The following is a 17,358-nucleotide window of genomic DNA, read 5'->3' on the forward strand; positions in this document are numbered from 1 at the left end:
TAAATAATTCAAGTATGAAGAAATATCTTCTTTCACTTTTTGCTCTCGCATACCCTTTATTCACTTTTGCTCAAGACAACGAACAAAGTATAGATCAAATTATTGATGAAAAATTTGGTGATGCCACAGGTTGGTTTGTACAAGCTGTTTTTTATCAAATTCCTTTTACGGATACGATAAGTGTCTACTGGGTATTATTCCCATTAATTATTGGAGCTATCTATTTTACTATCTATTTTAACTTTATCAACTTTAGAGGTTTTTTTACATCTGTAAATATTGTTAGAGGAAAATATGATGATTTAGAAGGAAGAGAAAATCACAAGGTAGAATTAGAAAAATCATCTTTTACAGATGAAGATGATAATCCTGATACAATTAGAGTTGAAGGGCATGAAGGTGAGGTGTCTCATTTCCAAGCCTTAACTGCTGCCTTATCAGCAACCGTTGGTTTAGGTAATATAGCAGGTGTTGCTATTGCGGTGTCAATTGGTGGAGCAGGAGCAACATTCTGGATGATTATAGCCGGATTTTTGGGTATGGCTTCAAAATTTGTTGAGTGTACCCTCGGTGTGAAATATCGTGATATAGCCGAAGACGGAACCGTTTACGGAGGACCAATGTACTATTTAACTAAAGGACTCAAATCTAAAGGTATGGGTGGATTAGGAAAAGTTCTGGCTGTATTATTTGCCATTTTTGTTATTGGTGGTTCGTTTGGTGGAGGAAATATGTTCCAAGTTAATCAGGCGTTTCAATTGGTTGAAAACATCACTGGAGGTGAGCAATCATTCTTACATGGATATGGTTGGGCATTTGGTGTCGTAATGGCAATTCTTGTCGGTATTGTAATTATTGGTGGAATTAAAAAAATCGCAAAGGTTACTGATAAGATTGTACCTTTTATGGTGGCAATTTATGTAGCTGCAGCCTTATTTGTTATCTTTTCTAAATTCGATATGATAGGTTCTGCATTTGCTGCTATATGGAATGGAGCATTTAGCCCTGAAGGTATTGCAGGTGGAGCTGTTGGAGTATTGATTCAAGGGTTTAGACGTGCTGCTTTCTCAAACGAAGCAGGTATTGGTTCAGCATCTATTGCGCATTCAGCAGTAAAAACAAAGTATGCAGCTAGTGAAGGTATGGTAGCTTTATTAGAACCGTTTATTGACACCGTTATCGTTTGTACAATGACTGCTTTAGTATTAATAATTACTGGTTTTGTTGATCCGTTAAATCCTCCAGCTAATGATGCGCAAGCCATTTTATTAACCTCGAGTGCTTTTGAGTCTTCAATATCTTGGTTCCCATACGTATTAACTGTTGCTGTAGTATTATTCGCCTTTAGTTCTATGATATCATGGTCGTATTATGGATTCCAAGGATGGACCTATTTATTCGGACGCTCAAAGAAAACAGAGTATACCTATAAAGTGATTTTCTGTATTTTTGTTATCATAGGTGCTGCGGCTAGTTTAGGGTCAGTTATTGGATTCTCAGATGCCATGGTATTTGCAATGATGGTTCCAAACATGGTTGGTTTGATACTCTTGGCTCCAAAAGTTAAAGAAGAATTAAATAAATATATGTCAGCTATAAAAGCTAGAAAATCTTAAATAAAACATGTCAAAATTTAAATCCCACTTCACGTTTTCAAAACAACAACGGAGTGGGATTTTTGTGTTAATTGTGCTGATATTGATTGTGCAATGCATTTATTTTTTTGTAGATTTTCCTGTAGAAAAAAAGGATATCAATTCTCAATTAATTGCAGAATTTAGGGCAGAGGTCGATTCTTTAAAACAATTAAAATTAGAGAACAATCAGCCTAAAATTTATCCTTTCAATCCAAATTATATTACCGATTATAAAGGCTATACACTTGGGATGACTAGTGAAGAAATTGATCGCCTCCATGCATTTAGGGAAACTAATAAATGGGTGAACTCAGCAAAAGAGTTTCAACGTGTAACTAAGGTGTCAGATACTCTTTTATCTGAAATATCTCCATATTTTAAATTTCCGGACTGGGTTACTAAATCAAAACCTAAAACGGACTATTCAAGAGCGTATTCTAAGAATTCTAAACCAAAAACATTTGATCAAAAACAAGATTTAAATACTGCTTCTGCCGAGCAATTAAAACGCATATATGGCATTGGCGAAAAACTGTCAGAACGTATCGTTAATTTTAGAACTAAATCTGGTGGTTTTATTTCCGATGTGCAACTCACTGAAGTGTATGGTTTGTCGCCAGAAGTTATAGAGCGCTTGTTAAATGAGTTTACAGTTAAGACTGCTAAGCCAATAACAAAAATTAATATTAACTCGGCAACCATTGAGACACTTGTTACAATTAAATATATCGACTATGAGATTGCTTATGAAATCATTGAACAACGTACACTTAGACAAGGATTTAAATCGTTTGAAGAATTAACAAAAGTTAAAGGTTTCCCTATTAAAAGAAGTGAGATAATTAAGTTATATTTGACCTTTGATTAGAATTACTAAAAAGACAGGTTATGAGCAGTAGGTACTTCACCGAAGAGCACGAATTATTCAGACAAAGTTTAAAAGATTTTTTACAAAAAGAAGTCGTTCCTCATATTGAAAAATGGGAAGAAACAGGACATATAGAACGTTTTATATGGAAAAAATTTGGTGACATGGGGTTTTTCGGATTAGCATATCCTGAAGCCTATGGCGGAATGAATCTCGATTTATTTTACACCGTTATTTTGCTTGAAGAACTTCAAAAAATTAATTCCGCTGGATTTTCAGCAGCAATTTGGGCTCATGCTTATTTAGCAATGACTCACGTCAATAAAGAAGGTAATCATGACATTAAAGAAAAATATTTGACACCAAGTATTTCTGGTGACAAAATCGGTTGTCTTTGTATTACAGAACCTTTTGGTGGAAGTGATGTGGCAGGTATGCGAACAACAGCAGTTAAACAAGGGGACTCTTACGTGATTAATGGGTCTAAAACATTTATAACTAATGGTGTTTACAGTGATTATCTCGTAGTAGCCGCTAAAACAAATCCTGAACTTGGTAATAAAGGCATCAGTATTTTTATCATGGATCGCGATACACCTGGTATTTCTGCAACCAAGTTAGATAAATTAGGCTGGCGCGCCTCAGATACAGGAGAAATTGCTTTTGATAATGTAACTATCCCAGCATCTAACCTGATGGGAGAAGAAAATAAAGGCTTTCCTTATATCATGCAGCATTTTGCTTTAGAGCGTTTAATTATGGGAATTAATGCACATGCCCGAGCAGAGTACGCATTAGATTATGCAAAACAGTATATGAGTGAACGACAGGCTTTTGGGAAGTCTATAGATAAGTTTCAAGCTTTGCGTCATAGCTTTGCCGATTGTTATGCCGATATGATGATGTGTAAAGAATTTAATTATGCTATTGCCGACCGCCTGGATAAAGGTGATTATGTGGTAAAGGAGGCAACCATATCTAAGCTACGTTCTACTAAAATGGCAGACGAAGTCATATATCAATGTCTTCAGTTTTTAGGTGGCTATGGTTATATGGAAGAGTACCCAATGGCAAGATTATTGCGAGATAGCAGACTAGGACCTATTGGTGGCGGAACTTCCGAAATTCTCAGAGAAATTATAGCTAAAATGGTTTTAGATAATAAAGACTATAAACCAGCGACCTAATATGATGTCTTCGGAAATGTAATTGTCAAGCAGTTCCATATAAATTAACAGAATACTTAGAATGGTACAAAATAACTATAAAAAATATCTTGTTTTAATAATTCTACTGGTGTCATTGGTAGGATATTCTCAAGTTGAACTGAAAAATAAAATTGTTGATTTTGGTACACTTATGCCTATTGAAAGTGCAAGTATCTATGTTAAGAATACAACGATTGGTACAGTGAGCAACTCCGATGGAAAGTTTGCGCTTCAAGTGCCGCAAGAGTTTTCAAAAGATACTTTAATTATTTCATCTATTGGATATAAGAGTTTTAAAGTTCAGGTAGAAGCGTTTGATAATTCTGAAGAAATCTACTTGGAGGAAGATATCGCTTCCTTAGATGAAATTTTATTAATTGCTGAAACGCGCCCAAAAACAGGAAATGAAATTGTATTAAAAGCCATGGAAAAATTGGCTAATAATTTACCTGATTCTGCATACATTCAAAAAGGATTTCTAAGACATAAAGAACGAAATAAAGTAGAATTTAAATGGCTCATTGAGAGTGCTATTACTGTATACGATTCGGGTTTTGCATCTAATTCTGACGAGTATTTAAAAATAAATGTAGATCAGGTTAGAAAGAGTTATGACCTCAGAGATGTAGATAGCGTGTTTTCATATGTTTCTTATAATAACCAAAATGCTAAACGTAGCAGATTAAGACCTAAAGATGTGAAACGCAGCCAGCTTAAAACGTCTCAATTGGTTAATGCCATAAAATGGAATGATAACAGAGTTAACGGATTGCAAAATATTTTTCAGGGTAAATTAAACTTACTTCGAAATTCATCAGATGCAAAAGCTTTATTTGGTGAAGATATTTTAGAGAAACACCAGTTTGCATTAGACACGATTTTAGTAGATAATGACCGTAAAATCTATAAAATTAAAATTTCCGAAGGTAATGATTTCGTCGGGCTGGATACTAAAGGGATATTTAATGAAGGTTATCAGGCAAAAGGATGGCTTTACATTTATTACGACAATTATGCTATTAAAAAAATAGAATATGAACTCGTAGCGGCTTCAGATGCTCAAAAAGTACGAAGTAAGCGATTGTTTGATACGCAAGTCAATCATAAGTTAATCATGACTTATATCGAGTATCAGGATAAAATGTATCCTAATTATATCTACTATGAAACTCCAAAACTTGTGAATGTTGGTTTTAAAGCCGACCAAAAAGTCAGTGATGAAGAGAAAGAGCGATACAATAAAGAAGAACGTTACTATTATACGGTTCAAGAAATATTGTTTTCTGAAATTATTTTAGACAAGGACATTATTAATACTGAACTTCTCAGCGAATGGGATATGGATATATTTTCACCAAAACCCTATGATAAGGCCTTCTGGAAAAACTATAACATTCTTTTAGAAAGTGAAGAAGATGAAAAGCTCATTGACGATTTGAGTAAAAAAGCTTCGTTATTTAAGGATTAAGTGCTTTCAAAAATACAGCGCTCCAAATTGTAATCTTAATCTTGTTAATTTTTAAATTTCACAATAAAACACCTCATTTTTTTAATAGATGTTAATATTTTAGCTATAAAATTGATTATTTATTAACACGAAAACGTTTTCGTGGATTTTGCTATTTTAATTTTCGTACTTATTTAGTTAACTTTTTACTTCAACTAAATAAATCAATTATGAGAACTATCAAATTTATGGGCTTGGTATTAGTATTCTTAAGCCTTTTCAATTGTGAAAAAGAAGACCTTCAAGACACTGAAAATCTAACACATGAAAACCAGACAACTGAAACCATTCAGAAACGAGCTGGCTTGAAACCTATTGGAGAGGGAGTAATGATGCAAGCGTTTTATTGGGATGTCCCGGCAGGAGGTAACTGGTGGAATACCATCAATTCTAAAGTTGCCGACTGGAGTAATGCAGGTATTGATGCCATTTGGCTTCCTCCAGTATCAAAAGCACAAAACGGACCATTTTCAATGGGATATGATCCATTCGATTATTTCGATTTTGGTGAATATGACCAAATGGGAAGTATTGAAACCCGATTTGGCTCAAGAACCGAATTGACAAGAATGATAAATTCAGCACACCAGAATGGATTAAGTGTTATTGCCGATATAGTCATAAATCATAATAGTGGTGGCGCTAGCGAAGCAAATCCATATACAGGAGGAAATACCTGGACAGATTTCAACCCATTATCTGGAAATTTTTATCGTTCAGCTACCGATTTTCATGCAAATAATATTCATTCTAACGATAGTGGTGCTTTTGGTGGCTTTCCAGATTTGTGTCATCATCAGACCTATGTGCAAGACTGGTTATGGAAAAATTCTAACAGTGTAGCAAAATACTATAGAGATGTTATTGGTTTTGATGGCTGGCGTTTTGATTATGTAAAAGGCTTTGAGCCTTGGGTTGTTAAAGATTGGAAAAATGAAGTTGGTGGCTTTTCTGTTGGAGAATATTGGGATAGTAATGTGTCTACATTAGATTGGTGGACTGGTGCAGCCGAAGTAAGCGCATTCGATTTTGCGTGTTACTATAAAATGAGAGATGCCTTTATGGGAAATAACTTAAGTGTATTAAATGACAATATGCTTTGGAAACAAAATGCATCTAAAGCCGTGACATTTGTCACAAATCACGATACTGATGAAATTACAAATAACAAAATATTAGCCTATGCATATATTTTAACTCATGAAGGTTATCCAACGGTATTTTATCGTGATTACGAAGAATGGTTAAATAAAGAACGTTTAAACAATCTTATTTGGATTCATAATAATTTAGCTTCAGGGAGCACCACCATACTTCATGCAGACACCGATGAGTACGTCGCTAAGCGAAATGGTTATAACGGACCAGGTTTAATCGTATACATTAATAATTCAAATTCATGGCAAGAACGTTGGGTAGAAACCAATTGGTCTAACACAGTTATTAAAGATTATACAGGACATTCAGGTTGGGAGCCAACAACGCAATCCGGTAAGTGGGTTAAGATTCAGGCACCACCTAAAAGTTATTCGGTTTGGTCAGTAAAATAAACCAATATCTATTTTTATAATTTTTAATTGTTAAATTAAAATTACTTTTTATATTTGCAGCCTTAAAAATTCTAAAAGAGAGGAGGTTAAGAACTATGTTAATAATTCCAGTAAAAGAAGGAGAAAATATAGAGAGAGCGTTAAAACGTTACAAGCGTAAGTTTGTGAAGACAACGATTAAAAATCAGTTGCAAGAACGTAAGCAATTTACAAAACCTTCAGTTGCACGTAGAGCACAGATTCAAAAAGCACAATACGTTCAAGGTCTTAGAGATCAAGAGGTCGTATAACCATTGCTTTTCAAAAATACATCCCGCTATTAATTAGCGGGATTTTTTTATACCTAATCTAAAAGTTGTACATTTAATTTTATGCTTCGGAAAAATTAAACCCATGACTTTTAAGGCATTTTCAGATTATCTATTATTAGAAAAAAACTACTCTAAGCTAACGCTTAAAGCATATTTGAATGACTTAGAAGCATTTGAATGTTTTATAGCATCAGAATTTGATATTCCGACAATAAGTAATGTGAACTACCAGCAAATAAGATACTGGATTGTTAGTTTGGTAGAAAGTGGTATTTCTAATCGAAGTATCAATAGAAAGGTATCATCCTTAAATACCTATTATAAATTTCTGCTAAAAACAAAAACGATAGAAGTTAACCCTCTTTTAAAACACAAAGCTTTAAAAGTTAGTAAAAAAGTTCAAGTGCCATTTTCTGAAGCTGAAATGGAGGCTGTACTTAAAGAGTTAAATGCCACAAAAGGTTTTGAAGGACTGCGAAATAAATTGATTGTCGAATTGTTTTATGCAACAGGAATACGTCGTATCGAATTGGTACAGCTTAAACTATCTGATTTGGATATCGCTAATAAAACGTTAAAAGTTTTAGGCAAACGAAATAAGGAACGCTACATACCGTTAATTGATACCGTCGTTCAAACAATTGAGACTTACTTAGTTGAAAGAAATACATTAGAAACAATAGTAGATCATCAGCATTTATTTTTAACACAAAAAGGGGTTAAAATTTATGAAACTCTTGTTTACAGAATTATAAATGACTACTTTAGTAAGGTATCAACGAAAGTAAAAAGGAGTCCGCATATATTAAGGCACTCATTTGCGACTCATTTACTTAATCAAGGTGCAAACCTAAATGCTGTTAAAGAACTTCTTGGACATTCAAGTTTGGCAGCAACCCAAGTCTATACACATAATAGTATAGCCGAATTAAAAAAAGTATATTTAAATACACATCCAAGAAGTAAAAAATAATATTGTCTAACTAATAAACGAATGATTATGAAGGTAAACACGCAATCTGTAAATTTTAACGCGGATAAAAAATTAATAGATTTTATCCAAAGACGAATGGACAAATTAGATATGTTTTATGATAAAGTCATACAATCTGATGTATATTTAAAAGTTGAAAACACAAGTGATAAAGCAAATAAAATATTTGAAGCGCGAGTAAAAGTTCCAGGAGATAGCTTTGTTGTGAAAAAGCAATGTAAAACATTTGAAGAAGGAACAGATATGGCTGTTTCCTCATTAGAAAGACAGCTAAAACGCCGAAAAGAAAAATTAAGAGCACATATGTGATAAAATTTTTCAAAAAATGTTTTGAATAAATAAATAAATCTTTACATTTGCAGTCCGTTAGAAATAGCGGGCTTTTTTTATAGCGAAAAAGTTATAGAAAAGCCGATGTAGCTCAGCTGGCTAGAGCAGCTGATTTGTAATCAGCAGGTCGTGGGTTCGAGTCCCTCCATCGGCTCTAAAAAAAGTCTAAAATTAACTGTGGTTAGTTTAGCATTTGTTCTTTAAAATTGGGGAGATACTCAAGCGGCCAACGAGGGCAGACTGTAAATCTGCTGACTACGTCTTCGCAGGTTCGAATCCTGCTCTCCCCACTAAGAATTTTAAATAAGAAGTTATCAAAAGCTTGCTTTTGTAAAGCTACGTTTTAAAATTCTTTGGATTGGGTTACCAATCCAGGATTACTGAGTAAAGCGAGGTTGTCCAAATTGAAATATTGAAACCCTTAACTAGTAAAATGGTTATAAAATGCGAGAGTAGCTCAGTTGGTAGAGCGTCAGCCTTCCAAGCTGAATGTCGCCGGTTCGAACCCGGTCTCTCGCTCTAAAATTCCTGCGAAGGCAGGAATCTCATTAAGTAATGAGGGAATAAACACTTTACGCCGGTGTAGCTCAGGGGTAGAGCGTTTCCTTGGTAAGGAAGAGGTCACGAGTTCAAATCTCGTCATTGGCTCTTTTTGAATTGAAAATTAAATTGAACACTAATATAAATTAAGATTAAATAAATTAAACATGGCAAAGGCAACTTTCGATCGTTCAAAACCACACCTTAATATTGGTACTATTGGACACGTAGATCACGGTAAAACAACTTTAACTGCTGCTATTACTAAAGTATTAGCTGATGCAGGTTTATCTGAAGCAAGAGATTTCGATACTATCGATAATGCTCCTGAAGAAAAAGAAAGAGGTATTACAATTAATACATCACACGTAGAGTATCAAACAGCAAATCGTCACTACGCTCACGTTGACTGTCCAGGTCACGCCGATTACGTAAAGAACATGGTTACTGGTGCTGCTCAGATGGATGGTGCTATTTTAGTTGTAGCTGCTACTGATGGTCCAATGCCACAAACTCGTGAGCACATCCTTTTAGGACGTCAGGTAGGAATTCCTCGTATCGTTGTATTCATGAATAAAGTGGATATGGTTGATGATGATGAGTTATTAGAATTAGTAGAGATGGAAATCAGAGATTTATTATCTTTCTATGAGTATGATGGAGATAATGGTCCTGTAATTGCTGGATCTGCTTTAGGTGCACTTAACGGTGAGCAAAAGTGGGTTGATACAGTTATGGAATTAATGGAAGCTGTTGATAACTGGATCGAAGAGCCAGTTCGTGATATGGACAAGCCTTTCTTAATGCCTATTGAAGATGTATTCTCAATTACTGGTCGTGGAACTGTTGCTACAGGTCGTATCGAAACTGGTGTTGCTAACACAGGTGATCCAGTTGAGATCATTGGTATGGGTGCTGAGAAATTAACATCTACAATTACTGGTATTGAAATGTTCCGTCAAATCCTTGATAGAGGTGAGGCTGGAGATAATGCAGGTATCTTATTAAGAGGTATTGAGAAAACTCAAATCTCAAGAGGTATGGTAATTACTAAGCCAGGATCTGTAACACCACACGCTAAATTTAAAGCTGAGGTTTATATCTTGAAAAAAGAAGAAGGTGGACGTCACACTCCATTCCACAATAACTACCGTCCACAGTTCTACGTACGTACAACTGACGTAACTGGAAACATTGCGCTTCCTGATGGAGTTGAAATGGTAATGCCTGGAGATAACCTTACAATCACTGTTGAATTAATTCAACCAATTGCAATGAACGTTGGTTTACGTTTCGCAATCCGTGAAGGTGGTAGAACAGTAGGTGCAGGTCAGGTTACTGAAATTTTAGACTAAATATTTAATAAATAAATATTAATTAAGGTGTTCCGATTTGTCGGAACGCCTTGATTTATATTTACGGGTTTAGCTCAGTTGGTAGAGCACTGGTCTCCAAAACCAGGTGTCGGGAGTTCGAGTCTCTCAACCCGTGCAAATACAAAATCAAATGGCAGGAATAGTTAATTATATAAAAGAATCTTTTGACGAGTTAAAAAACAATGTCTCATGGCCAACTTGGGCAGAGGCTCAAAGTTTAACTGTGTTAGTAGCTGTATTTTCAATCATATTCTCATTAGCTATTTGGGGCGTTGATACTGTTTTTAGTAAAGTAATTAAAGCTTATTTTGAATTAATTTAACTAAAAATAACTAGAGAGAATGTCTGAGACTAATGTAAATAAAAAGTGGTACGTTGTTAGAGCAGTAAGTGGTCAAGAAAACAAAATCAAAGCCTATATAGAGAATGAAATTTCTAGATTAGGTTTAGAAGATTATGTTGATCAAGTATTGGTTCCAACAGAAAAAGTTATCCAGATTCGTAATGGAAAAAAGATAAACAAAGAACGTGTTTACTTTCCAGGTTATATTATGATTCAGGCTAATTTAAGTGGTGAAATTCCTCATATCATAAAATCGATTACTAATGTGATTGGATTTTTAGGAGAAACAAAAGGAGGAGATCCTGTACCATTAAGACAGTCTGAGGTTAATAGAATGTTAGGAAAAGTTGATGAATTAGCTGTTGATGCTGATGCTAATGTAGCAATTCCATATACTATTGGCGAAACTGTAAAAGTTATCGACGGTCCGTTTAATGGTTTTGATGGAACGATTGAAAAAATAAATGAAGAAAAGCGTAAACTAGAAGTAATGGTTAAAATTTTCGGAAGAAAAACACCATTAGAACTAAGTTATATGCAAGTTGAAAAAGTATAATAATTGTTACATATATAGATAGTATGTCTTTTTTGCTTCCACATTAAAAGATATACAAAACTAAAATTTTTAAAATGGCAAAAGAATTAGGTAAAGTAGTTAAATTACAAGTTCGGGGAGGTGCTGCGAATCCGTCGCCACCGGTTGGACCCGCTTTAGGAGCTGCTGGAGTTAATATCATGGAATTTTGTAAACAATTCAACGCTAGAACACAGGATAAGCCTGGTAAAGTTCTTCCAGTTGTAATTTCAGTTTACAAAGACAAGTCTTTCGACTTCGTTATTAAAACTCCTCCAGCTGCGGTACAATTATTGGAAGCGGCCAAAGTAAAAAAAGGATCTGGTGAACCGAACAGAAAAAAAGTAGCAAAAGTAACTTGGGATCAAGTGAAAGCTATCGCAGAAGACAAAATGCAAGATTTAAATGCATTTAGTGTAAACTCTGCAATGAAGATGGTTGCAGGAACTGCAAGATCAATGGGAATCACAGTTAAAGGTGGTGAAGCACCTAACTAAAAATTTTTGAAATGGCAATTACAAGAAAACAAAAAGAAGCAAGAGCTAAAGTAGAGAAGAATAAATTATATTCTCTTGAAGAAGCTTCAGCATTATTAAAAGAGATTACCTATACAAAGTTTGATGCATCTGTTGATTTAGCTGTAAGACTTGGAGTTGATCCACGTAAAGCAAATCAAATGGTAAGAGGCGTTGTGTCGCTTCCGCATGGTACAGGTAAAGATATGAAAGTTCTAGCCTTAGTTACTCCAGATAAAGAAGAGGAAGCTAAAGCAGCAGGAGCTGATTATGTAGGATTAGATGAATACCTAGAGAAAATCAAAGGTGGTTGGACAGATGTTGACGTTATCGTTACTATGCCAGCTATCATGGGTAAATTAGGTCCATTAGGTAGAGTGTTAGGTCCTAGAGGTCTAATGCCAAATCCAAAGACAGGAACAGTTACTATGGATGTTGCTAAAGCAGTATCTGAAGTTAAAGCTGGTAAAATCGATTTTAAAGTTGATAAAACAGGAATTGTACATGCTCCAATAGGTAAAGCATCATTTAGTGCTGATAAATTAAAGGACAATGCAATGGAATTGTTAACCACTTTAAATAAGTTAAAACCAACTGCTGCAAAAGGGGTTTACATGAAAAGTATTTTCATGTCTAGTACAATGAGCCCAAGTATTGCAATTGATGTTAAATTTGCATAAGTAGTTAAATCTTTATTATTATGACAAGAGAAGAAAAATCACAAGTAATTGAAGAGTTAACTGCTCAGTTAGCAGACAATACAAATATCTATTTAGCAGATATTTCTGGATTAAATGCAGGTAACACTTCAGATTTACGTCGTGCTTGTTACAAAGCAAACGTACAATTAAACGTAGTAAAAAATACATTATTAACTAAAGCTATGGAAGCTTCTGATAGAGATTTCGGAGACCTTCCAACAGTTTTAAAAGGTAATACCTCTGTAATGTATTCTGAAACTGGTAACGCTCCAGCTAAAGTCATTAAAAATTTCCGTAAAAAATCTGATAAGCCTTTGCTTAAAGGAGCTTTTATTGAAGAGGCTGTTTACATTGGAGATGATCAATTAGACATGTTAGTAGATATCAAGTCTAAAGAAGAATTGATTGGAGAAATCGTTGGATTACTACAATCACCAGCTAAGAATGTTATTTCAGCACTTAAATCAGGTGGTGGAACTATAGCAGGTATCATCAAAACTTTATCCGAAAAAGAAGGATAATCAAATAAGTACGCACTTAAACAAATTATATTTTATTAAAATTATTAAAACGATAGAAAATGGCAGATTTAAAAGATTTCGCAGAACAATTAGTTAATTTAACAGTAAAAGAAGTTAATGAATTAGCTACAATATTAAAAGACGAATATGGTATCGAACCAGCAGCAGCAGCAGTAGCAGTAGCAGCAGGTGGAGCAGGTGGCGGAGAAGCTGCTGAAGAAAAATCAGAATTCGACGTAATCCTTAAAGCAGCAGGTGGTTCTAAATTAGCTGTTGTAAAATTAGTTAAAGAATTAACTGGTTTAGGATTAAAAGAAGCAAAAGGTTTAGTTGATGAAGCACCAAGTGCTATCAAAGAAGGTGTTGCTAAAGACGAAGCAGAAGCTCTAAAATCTCAGTTAGAAGAAGCAGGAGCAGAGGTTGAGCTTAAGTAAGCTTAACAAACCTACAAATTATGGTTTAGGTCTTCCGAAATACTCGGAATGACCTAAACCCTTTTGTGTATAAAAAAGGTACACAAAAAAACTAGTTATTTTTTTAATCAAAATCTCGTTCATCGATGTTAGCAAATACAGCTGAAAGATTAAATTTCTCTTCCATAGTAAACAGAACTGAATATCCAGATTTCTTGGATATTCAAATTAAATCCTTCCAGGATTTTTTCCAGTTAGAGACAAAATCAGAAGAAAGAGGAAATGAAGGTCTATACAATACCTTCATGGAAAACTTTCCAATTACAGATACTCGTAACCAATTCGTATTAGAATTTTTGGATTATTTTATTGATCCTCCTAGATATACAATTGAAGAATGTATCGAAAGAGGACTTACATACAGTGTGCCACTTAAAGCACGTTTAAAACTGTATTGTACAGATCCAGAACATGAAGACTTTGAAACGATTGTTCAAGACGTATACTTAGGTACGATCCCTTACATGACTCCTAGCGGAACATTCTGTATCAATGGTGCAGAACGTGTTGTTGTATCACAATTACACAGATCTCCAGGTGTATTCTTTAGCCAGTCATTCCATGCTAATGGAACTAAATTATACTCTGCAAGAGTTATTCCTTTTAAAGGCTCTTGGATAGAATTCGCAACCGACATCAATCAAGTGATGTACGCTTATATTGATAGAAAGAAAAAGTTACCAGTTACTACTTTATTTAGAGCTATCGGTTTCGAACGTGATAAAGATATTTTAGAGATTTTTGACCTTGCGGAAGAAGTAAAAGTGTCAAAATCTGGACTTAAAAAAGTAATCGATCGTAAGTTAGCTGCTCGTGTATTAAATACATGGCATGAAGATTTTGTTGATGAAGATACTGGTGAAGTTGTTTCTATCGAGCGTAACGAAATTGTATTAGATCGTGACACAGTTATAGACAAAGATAATATTGAAGAAATCCTTGAAGCTGGTGTGAAAACCATTTTATTGCACAAAGAAACGTCGCAACAAGGAGATTACGCAATTATTCACAATACATTACAAAAAGATCCAACAAACTCTGAAAAAGAAGCTGTTGAACATATCTACCGTCAATTACGTAATGCTGAGCCGCCAGATGAGGAAACAGCACGTGGTATTATTGACAAATTATTCTTCTCAGACCAACGTTACTCTTTAGGTGAAGTAGGTCGTTACAGAATGAACAAAAAATTACAGTTAGATATCGGAATGGATAAGCAAGTACTTACCAAAGAAGATATTATAACAATCATTAAATACTTAATCGAATTAATCAACTCTAAGGCAGAGATTGATGATATTGATCACTTATCTAACCGTCGTGTGCGTACAGTGGGTGAGCAATTGTCTTCACAGTTTGGTGTTGGTTTAGCACGTATGGCTCGTACCATTCGTGAGCGTATGAATGTTCGTGATAACGAAGTATTTACGCCGATTGATTTAATTAACGCAAAGACCTTATCGTCTGTTATTAATTCGTTCTTCGGAACCAATCAGTTATCTCAGTTTATGGATCAAACCAATCCATTGGCAGAGATTACACACAAACGTCGTTTATCAGCTTTAGGACCTGGAGGTCTATCTAGAGAAAGAGCTGGTTTTGAGGTTCGTGATGTTCACTATACACACTACGGAAGATTATGCCCTATTGAAACTCCTGAAGGACCAAACATTGGACTTATTTCATCGTTATCTGTATATGCTAAAGTGAATTCAATGGGATTCATTGAAACACCTTACAGAAAATCTGATAATGGAGTTGTTGACATTAAAAATGCTCCAACTTATTTGAGTGCAGAGGAAGAAGAAGACATGCTAATTGCACAGGCAAATATTCGTGTTGATGATACTGGTAAAATTTTAGAAGATAAGATTATTGCACGTCAGGAAGGTGATTTCCCAGTGATTGATCCAGCAAATGTAAATTATACTGATGTTGCGCCAAACCAAATTGCATCTATTTCGGCTTCATTGATTCCGTTCTTAGAGCATGATGATGCCAACCGTGCATTAATGGGATCTAACATGATGCGTCAGGCAGTACCATTATTACGTCCGCAAGCACCAATTGTAGGAACAGGTCTTGAACGTCAAGTGGCTTCAGATTCTAGAGTATTAATTAATGCAGAAGGTGATGGAACAGTAGAGTATGTTGATGCTAACGAAATCACAATAAAATATGAACGCTCTGAAGAAGCTGCTATGGTGAGTTTTGATAGTGATACCAAAACATATCCTTTAGTAAAATTCAGAAAAACAAACCAAGGAACGTCTATTAACTTAAAGCCAATCGTAGAGAAAGGTGATAAGGTGAAAAAAGGACAAGTACTTTGTCAGGGTTATGCTACTGAAAATGGAGAATTAGCATTAGGTCGTAACATGAAAGTAGCATTTATGCCATGGAAAGGTTACAACTTTGAGGATGCGATTGTAATTTCAGAAAAAGTAGTACGCGACGATATCTTTACATCGATTCATATCGATGAATATTCATTAGAAGTTAGAGACACCAAATTAGGTAATGAAGAATTAACTAATGATATTCCTAACGTTTCAGAAGAGGCTACAAAAGACCTTGATGAAAATGGTATGATTCGTATTGGAGCAGAGATTAAACCAGGTGATATCCTTATCGGTAAAATCACACCTAAAGGAGAATCTGATCCAACACCTGAAGAAAAATTATTACGTGCCATCTTTGGTGATAAAGCAGGAGATGTAAAAGATGCGTCTTTAAAAGCATCACCTTCATTACATGGTGTAGTTATTGAGAAAAAATTATTCTCAAGAGCTATTAAAGATAAACGTAAAAGAGCGAAAGATAAAGAAGACATAGAAGCATTAGAGAATATCTATTATAAGAAATTCGACGATTTGCAAGCTGTATTAGTTGAAAAATTATTTGCTCTTGTAAATGGTAAAACTGCTCAGGGAATCTATAACGACTTAGGTGAAGAAATTATCCCTAAAGGGAAAAAGTATACACTTAAGATGTTGAATGCTGTTGATGATTATACGCATTTAACGTCTGGAACTTGGACAACCGATGATCATTTAAATAGCTTAGTTGCTGATTTAATTCACAACTACAAGATTAAAGAAAATGATTTACAAGGATCATTACGTCGCGAGAAGTTTACCATTTCGGTAGGTGATGAATTACCAGCAGGTATTATCAAATTAGCTAAAGTTTATGTTGCTAAGAAACGTAAATTAAAAGTTGGTGATAAAATGGCAGGACGTCACGGAAATAAAGGTATCGTTGCTCGTATCGTTCGTCAAGAGGATATGCCATTCTTAGAAGATGGAACGCCTGTTGATATTGTATTAAATCCACTTGGTGTACCATCTCGTATGAACATTGGGCAGATTTATGAAACGGTTCTTGGTTGGGCTGGACAAAAATTAGGGCGTACATATGCGACACCTATTTTTGATGGTGCAACTCTAGATCAAATCAACGCGTTTACAGATGAAGCAGGCGTACCAAGATTTGGTCATACATACTTATATGATGGTGGAACAGGAGATCGTTTTGATCAACCAGCAACAGTAGGTGTGATTTATATGATTAAGTTAGGTCACATGATTGACGATAAGATGCACGCTCGTTCAATTGGTCCATACTCATTAATTACGCAACAACCATTAGGTGGTAAAGCACAATTTGGTGGTCAGCGTTTTGGAGAGATGGAAGTTTGGGCACTTGAGGCTTATGGAGCTTCAGCAACATTACGTGAAATCTTAACAGTAAAATCTGATGATGTAATAGGTAGAGCTAAAACTTACGAAGCAATCGTAAAAGGAGAGCCAATGCCAGAACCAGGACTACCTGAATCTTTCAACGTATTAATGCACGAATTGAAAGGATTAGGATTAGATATTAGATTAGAAGAATAATTAAAACAGTT

General features: G+C 34.9%; 16 protein-coding genes and 5 tRNA genes. All 21 read left to right on the forward strand.

Translation table 11 applies throughout. The annotated features are described in order from the left end of the window. The first annotated feature begins 14 nt into the window (after positions 1 to 14). The 21 genes from H7350_RS15560 (at position 15) to rpoB (ending at position 17,347) form a co-directional block, all read left to right on the forward strand. The gene (locus tag H7350_RS15560) at positions 15 to 1,616 is read left to right on the forward strand and encodes an alanine/glycine:cation symporter family protein (protein ID WP_204346847.1); all 1,602 of its coding nucleotides are present in this window, start codon (positions 15 to 17) and stop codon (positions 1,614 to 1,616) included. Positions 1,617 to 1,623: 7 nt separating this feature from the next. Further along, positions 1,624 to 2,505: a ComEA family DNA-binding protein gene (locus H7350_RS15565; protein WP_204346848.1), complete on the forward strand. Its 882-nt coding sequence runs from the start codon at positions 1,624 to 1,626 to the stop codon at positions 2,503 to 2,505. Positions 2,506 to 2,525: 20 nt separating this feature from the next. Then, positions 2,526 to 3,692 (forward strand): acyl-CoA dehydrogenase family protein, encoded by a 1,167-nt coding sequence (locus tag H7350_RS15570; RefSeq protein WP_204346849.1) that lies wholly within the window; start codon positions 2,526 to 2,528, stop codon positions 3,690 to 3,692. Positions 3,693 to 3,753: 61 nt separating this feature from the next. Beyond that, complete coding sequence (locus tag H7350_RS15575; RefSeq protein WP_204346850.1) at positions 3,754 to 5,181, forward strand: carboxypeptidase-like regulatory domain-containing protein; 1,428 nt, start codon at positions 3,754 to 3,756, stop codon at positions 5,179 to 5,181. Positions 5,182 to 5,390: 209 nt separating this feature from the next. Further along, complete coding sequence (locus tag H7350_RS15580) at positions 5,391 to 6,770, forward strand: alpha-amylase (RefSeq protein ID WP_204346851.1); 1,380 nt, start codon at positions 5,391 to 5,393, stop codon at positions 6,768 to 6,770. Between the two features lie 95 nt (positions 6,771 to 6,865). Beyond that, positions 6,866 to 7,060 carry a 30S ribosomal protein S21 gene (gene rpsU / locus H7350_RS15585; RefSeq protein WP_204346852.1) on the forward strand — a complete coding sequence of 65 codons (195 nt, stop codon included), beginning with the start codon at positions 6,866 to 6,868 and terminating at the stop codon, positions 7,058 to 7,060. Between the two features lie 103 nt (positions 7,061 to 7,163). Next, the gene (locus H7350_RS15590) at positions 7,164 to 8,054 is read left to right on the forward strand and encodes a tyrosine-type recombinase/integrase (protein ID WP_204346853.1); all 891 of its coding nucleotides are present in this window, start codon (positions 7,164 to 7,166) and stop codon (positions 8,052 to 8,054) included. 27 nt (positions 8,055 to 8,081) lie between these two features. Further along, entirely contained in the window at positions 8,082 to 8,384 is a 303-nt protein-coding gene (hpf, locus tag H7350_RS15595; protein ID WP_204346854.1) for a ribosome hibernation-promoting factor, HPF/YfiA family, read from the forward strand. A 101-nt stretch (positions 8,385 to 8,485) separates the two neighbouring features. Then, positions 8,486 to 8,559: transfer RNA gene (locus tag H7350_RS15600), tRNA-Thr, on the forward strand. Between the two features lie 54 nt (positions 8,560 to 8,613). Next, positions 8,614 to 8,695, forward strand: a tRNA-Tyr gene (locus tag H7350_RS15605). 156 nt (positions 8,696 to 8,851) lie between these two features. Next, positions 8,852 to 8,924 (forward strand) — tRNA-Gly (locus H7350_RS15610). 57 nt (positions 8,925 to 8,981) lie between these two features. Beyond that, a tRNA-Thr gene (locus H7350_RS15615) sits at positions 8,982 to 9,053 on the forward strand. Positions 9,054 to 9,112: 59 nt separating this feature from the next. Continuing rightward, on the forward strand, positions 9,113 to 10,300 hold the full coding sequence (gene tuf, locus H7350_RS15620; protein ID WP_204346855.1) for an elongation factor Tu: 1,188 nt from the start codon (positions 9,113 to 9,115) through the stop codon (positions 10,298 to 10,300). A 63-nt stretch (positions 10,301 to 10,363) separates the two neighbouring features. After that, positions 10,364 to 10,436: transfer RNA gene (locus H7350_RS15625), tRNA-Trp, on the forward strand. Positions 10,437 to 10,451: 15 nt separating this feature from the next. After that, entirely contained in the window at positions 10,452 to 10,643 is a 192-nt protein-coding gene (secE, locus tag H7350_RS15630) for a preprotein translocase subunit SecE (protein ID WP_204346856.1), read from the forward strand. A 19-nt stretch (positions 10,644 to 10,662) separates the two neighbouring features. Further along, entirely contained in the window at positions 10,663 to 11,220 is a 558-nt protein-coding gene (gene nusG, locus H7350_RS15635) for a transcription termination/antitermination protein NusG (RefSeq protein ID WP_204346857.1), read from the forward strand. Between the two features lie 74 nt (positions 11,221 to 11,294). Next, positions 11,295 to 11,735 carry a 50S ribosomal protein L11 gene (gene rplK, locus H7350_RS15640; RefSeq protein WP_204346858.1) on the forward strand — a complete coding sequence of 147 codons (441 nt, stop codon included), beginning with the start codon at positions 11,295 to 11,297 and terminating at the stop codon, positions 11,733 to 11,735. A gap of 11 nt (positions 11,736 to 11,746) precedes the next feature. After that, positions 11,747 to 12,433 carry a 50S ribosomal protein L1 gene (gene rplA, locus H7350_RS15645; protein WP_204346859.1) on the forward strand — a complete coding sequence of 229 codons (687 nt, stop codon included), beginning with the start codon at positions 11,747 to 11,749 and terminating at the stop codon, positions 12,431 to 12,433. Between the two features lie 20 nt (positions 12,434 to 12,453). Continuing rightward, complete coding sequence (gene rplJ, locus H7350_RS15650) at positions 12,454 to 12,975, forward strand: 50S ribosomal protein L10 (protein ID WP_204346860.1); 522 nt, start codon at positions 12,454 to 12,456, stop codon at positions 12,973 to 12,975. A 59-nt stretch (positions 12,976 to 13,034) separates the two neighbouring features. Further along, positions 13,035 to 13,409, forward strand: a complete 375-nt coding sequence (gene rplL, locus H7350_RS15655; RefSeq protein WP_204346861.1) for a 50S ribosomal protein L7/L12 — start codon at positions 13,035 to 13,037, stop codon at positions 13,407 to 13,409. 125 nt (positions 13,410 to 13,534) lie between these two features. Further along, complete coding sequence (gene rpoB, locus H7350_RS15660; RefSeq protein ID WP_204346862.1) at positions 13,535 to 17,347, forward strand: DNA-directed RNA polymerase subunit beta; 3,813 nt, start codon at positions 13,535 to 13,537, stop codon at positions 17,345 to 17,347. Positions 17,348 to 17,358 lie beyond the last annotated feature (11 nt).

This window comes from Psychroserpens algicola (genome assembly GCF_014526325.1).
GTDB classification, from domain to species: domain Bacteria; phylum Bacteroidota; class Bacteroidia; order Flavobacteriales; family Flavobacteriaceae; genus Psychroserpens; species Psychroserpens algicola.

What these genes read in the sequence shown, in the direction of transcription:
- H7350_RS15560 (WP_204346847.1), top strand. Translation starts at nt 15, where the DNA reads ATGAAGAAATATCTTCTTTCACTTTTTGCTCTCGCATACCCTTTATTC.
- H7350_RS15565 (WP_204346848.1), top strand. Translation starts at nt 1,624, where the DNA reads ATGTCAAAATTTAAATCCCACTTCACGTTTTCAAAACAACAACGGAGT.
- H7350_RS15570 (WP_204346849.1), top strand. Translation starts at nt 2,526, where the DNA reads ATGAGCAGTAGGTACTTCACCGAAGAGCACGAATTATTCAGACAAAGT.
- H7350_RS15575 (WP_204346850.1), top strand. Translation starts at nt 3,754, where the DNA reads ATGGTACAAAATAACTATAAAAAATATCTTGTTTTAATAATTCTACTG.
- H7350_RS15580 (WP_204346851.1), top strand. Translation starts at nt 5,391, where the DNA reads ATGAGAACTATCAAATTTATGGGCTTGGTATTAGTATTCTTAAGCCTT.
- rpsU (WP_204346852.1), top strand. Translation starts at nt 6,866, where the DNA reads ATGTTAATAATTCCAGTAAAAGAAGGAGAAAATATAGAGAGAGCGTTA.
- H7350_RS15590 (WP_204346853.1), top strand. Translation starts at nt 7,164, where the DNA reads ATGACTTTTAAGGCATTTTCAGATTATCTATTATTAGAAAAAAACTAC.
- hpf (WP_204346854.1), top strand. Translation starts at nt 8,082, where the DNA reads ATGAAGGTAAACACGCAATCTGTAAATTTTAACGCGGATAAAAAATTA.
- tuf (WP_204346855.1), top strand. Translation starts at nt 9,113, where the DNA reads ATGGCAAAGGCAACTTTCGATCGTTCAAAACCACACCTTAATATTGGT.
- secE (WP_204346856.1), top strand. Translation starts at nt 10,452, where the DNA reads ATGGCAGGAATAGTTAATTATATAAAAGAATCTTTTGACGAGTTAAAA.
- nusG (WP_204346857.1), top strand. Translation starts at nt 10,663, where the DNA reads ATGTCTGAGACTAATGTAAATAAAAAGTGGTACGTTGTTAGAGCAGTA.
- rplK (WP_204346858.1), top strand. Translation starts at nt 11,295, where the DNA reads ATGGCAAAAGAATTAGGTAAAGTAGTTAAATTACAAGTTCGGGGAGGT.
- rplA (WP_204346859.1), top strand. Translation starts at nt 11,747, where the DNA reads ATGGCAATTACAAGAAAACAAAAAGAAGCAAGAGCTAAAGTAGAGAAG.
- rplJ (WP_204346860.1), top strand. Translation starts at nt 12,454, where the DNA reads ATGACAAGAGAAGAAAAATCACAAGTAATTGAAGAGTTAACTGCTCAG.
- rplL (WP_204346861.1), top strand. Translation starts at nt 13,035, where the DNA reads ATGGCAGATTTAAAAGATTTCGCAGAACAATTAGTTAATTTAACAGTA.
- rpoB (WP_204346862.1), top strand. Translation starts at nt 13,535, where the DNA reads ATGTTAGCAAATACAGCTGAAAGATTAAATTTCTCTTCCATAGTAAAC.